The organism is Phenylobacterium sp. (assembly GCF_031412415.1).
In the GTDB taxonomy this organism is placed as follows: Bacteria; Pseudomonadota; Alphaproteobacteria; order Caulobacterales; family Caulobacteraceae; genus Phenylobacterium.
Window position 1 is genome coordinate 1 of the sequence record NZ_JANOCX010000040.1, and the last position, 2,663, is coordinate 2,663.

A 2,663-nucleotide genomic window follows, 5' to 3' on the forward strand; every position below is an offset into this window, starting at 1 on the left:
GACCACCGGCATCGTCTATGAGGACGCCAAGGGTGAGTGGCATGGCGAAGTCTCCAAGGGCGACGACCGGCCCCAGGTCGAGATCAGGGACTAGACGAAAAACGGCCCTGCCCGAGGGCAGAGCCGCTTCACGCTGATCAGCCAGGCGTCCTAGGCGAACTGAGCCGTCGCCTTGCGCTGGCGCAAGGCGCCGCCCACCAGGCCGAAGCCGGCGATCATCATCGCCCAGGTCGCCGGTTCCGGCACGGCCGAGCTGGCGTCGAGGCGCACGCCGAAGCCGGCGGGCACGCCGGCCGCGCCGTCACCGGTGATCGTGAAGGAATAGCTGCCGGGTCCGACCGCGTAGCTCAGGCGGCTGTAGCTCAGGTCGCCCCAGGTGACGCCGGCGAAGCTGTCGATCGGTTCGGCGGTCGTGGTGAAGGTGGTCGTCGCCAGCAGGGTGGCGCCGCTGTAGAGCGAGAAGGTGTCGCCCGGAATATAGGCGTCCGTGACGCGGAAGATCGAAGGACCCGCGACGGTGAAGGTCCAGGCCGACCCGGTGCTGGGCGTGCCGATGCCGCCGATCTCGTCGTCCTGCCAGCCACTGCCGACAACGATCACGGCGGCCGAGGCGGGCGCGGCGACGGCGGCGATAGCGGACGCGAGCAGCGCGCCGATAAGTTTAGTCTTCATGGGAGATCTCCGAATCAAAAATATTCAGGACGAGGTTCGCCGAACGTTGTGAAGCTTGGCCGCGCAGTTGCAAGCTCTGATCGGCGCACAACTGTCGTTCCCGCGCGAATGCTTAAATCGCCGCCGAATCAACCTGCTACTTATTCGCGAAGCAAGGGCAGGCTCAGCCCCGAGACCGGCCGCGCGCCCAGGATCTCGCGGCGGAACCGGAACAGCTCGGCGGGTCGGCCGCCGGTGTCGGCGTCGACCCGGCCCAGGCCCTCCGTCAGCTCGGCGCGCTCCAGGGCGCGGCGGAAATTCTGTTTGTGCAGCGGCACGCCGGCGATGGCCTCGACCGCCCGCTGCAGGGCCGAGAGGGTGAAGGCCTCGGGCATCAGTTCGTACACCTCGGGGCGGTACTTCAGCTTGCCGCGGAGCCGCGACAGGGCCGTGGCCAGGATCCTGCGGTGGTCGCTGATCATCGGTTCGCCCAGGGCCGCGGCCAGGTCGGGGGCGGGCAGGGCCGCGGCCTCGCCCCGGTCGCGGGCGGCCTCCGGCGCCAGGCCCGCCTCATAGAGCAGCTCGTAGCGCTCCAGCACCCGCTCCTCGTTCCAGGGCGCGTCGTCCAGGGCGAACAGCAGTCGTGCCCGGCCCAGGCGCTCGGCGGCGCCGCGGGCCCACTGGCGCAGGGCGGGTTCCAGCCGGTTCAGGGCCTCGGGGCGCCCGTCGCGCCAGTCCTCGTAGGGGAAGAACCGCGCCCAGGAGGCCCAGGTGGTGTCGGGGGCGGCGGTGTCGACCGCCTTGGGGGTGAGCGCCAGATAGCCGACGGACAGCACGCGCGCGGCGCTGGCCTGGGCGACGTCGCCGCCATCGCGCGTGCCCATGTCGGCCAGGGGCGCGTCGCGGCCCCGGTCGCCGAAGGTGTAGAGCTGTTCCACATAGCCCAGGTCGAACCGGGTCTGGGCGGTCACGAAGGCGCGCAGGGCCAGTTCGAAGGTGCGGTGGGCGTCGGGATCGAAGGGGCCGAAGGGCAGGCCCGCGAGCTGGCCTCGGGGGCGCACGGTCAGGACCACGGCGTCGCTGTTGGCGATCGCCACCACCACCGCCGAGAGCCCGATGATCAGCACTAGAAGCGGGCCGGGAAGTCGAAGGGTTGGCCGACCCCGGAATACTCGTAGTCGCCCATGGCCTCCACCGCGTCGACCATCCGCCCGCGGCGCCCCATCATGTCGTCGGCCAGGGCCACGATCCGGCGGTTGGGATAGGCGTGCTTGGCCGCCTTGCGCATGGTCATGGCGATGGTCCGTTCCGAGACCTCAGGGTTGCGCTCGCAGGCCAGGACGAAGGCGCTGGCGCTGGAGCGGCTGATCCCGGCCCAGCAGTGGACGATCATCGGCGCGCGCTCGTCCCAGGTGCGTCCGAAGGCCAGCAGGTCGACCACCAGGCCCTCATGCGGCAGGATCAGGCCGTCCATGGCCTCGGCGATGTCGTTGACCCCCAGCTTCAGGTGCCGCTCGGCGAACCCCTCGGGGGTCTCGATCATGCTGGCGGGGTCCAGCAGGGTGATCAGGTGCGACGGCGCGCGCGCGGCGATGATCGCGGGAACCTCGGCCAGGCCGCATACGATGAGGGTCACGCTGCTCCTACTCCGTGTCGAACGCCGCGTTGCCGGCCGGGGCGAATCCGGCCGCCTGCGACAGGATATTGTAGCGCTGAATGTAACGGCTTTGCGCGACCGCGGCGCTCTGCGGCTCGATGCGCAGGACATAGCCGTCGGGCGGGGCGTCGAAGAACTCCAGCGCCTCGGGGACGGTGAACCCCGCCAGCTGCGTCGCCTCGAAGAATGCGCAGGCGCGGTCCGCCGTCTTGATCAATTTCTTGATATGAATTGGGGCCTTAGCCGGAATTCCGAACCTCACATGGATCGCCGTCTCCAGCCGATCCTCGAAGGTCTTGTAGTCCACCCCCAGCGCCGCCTTGAACGGCGAAATCATGTCGCCGATCACATATTC

At 69.5% G+C, this 2,663-nt stretch carries 3 protein-coding genes and 1 pseudogene; all 4 read right to left on the reverse strand.

Translation table 11 applies throughout. The features are described 5' to 3' along the window. Nucleotides 1–150: 150 nt before the first annotated feature. Nucleotides 151–672, reverse strand: a complete 522-nt coding sequence (locus tag RMO04_RS01855; protein WP_309643094.1) for an FxDxF family PEP-CTERM protein — start codon at nt 670–672, stop codon at nt 151–153. 140 nt (nt 673–812) lie between these two features. Beyond that, nucleotides 813–1,778 (reverse strand): NrtR DNA-binding winged helix domain-containing protein, encoded by a 966-nt coding sequence (locus tag RMO04_RS01860; protein ID WP_309643095.1) that lies wholly within the window; start codon nt 1,776–1,778, stop codon nt 813–815. Next, nucleotides 1,778–2,287 (reverse strand): hypothetical protein, encoded by a 510-nt coding sequence (locus tag RMO04_RS01865; protein ID WP_309643096.1) that lies wholly within the window; start codon nt 2,285–2,287, stop codon nt 1,778–1,780. Before RMO04_RS01865 ends, RMO04_RS01860 begins: the two co-directional genes overlap by 1 nt. A gap of 7 nt (nt 2,288–2,294) precedes the next feature. Further along, nucleotides 2,295–2,663, reverse strand: a pseudogene (locus RMO04_RS01870) (HD family hydrolase); the annotation flags it as partial.

Bases quoted from the DNA above. Each gene is read 5' to 3' on its own strand.
- RMO04_RS01855 (WP_309643094.1), bottom strand. From the start codon at position 672: ATGAAGACTAAACTTATCGGCGCGCTGCTCGCGTCCGCTATCGCCGCC.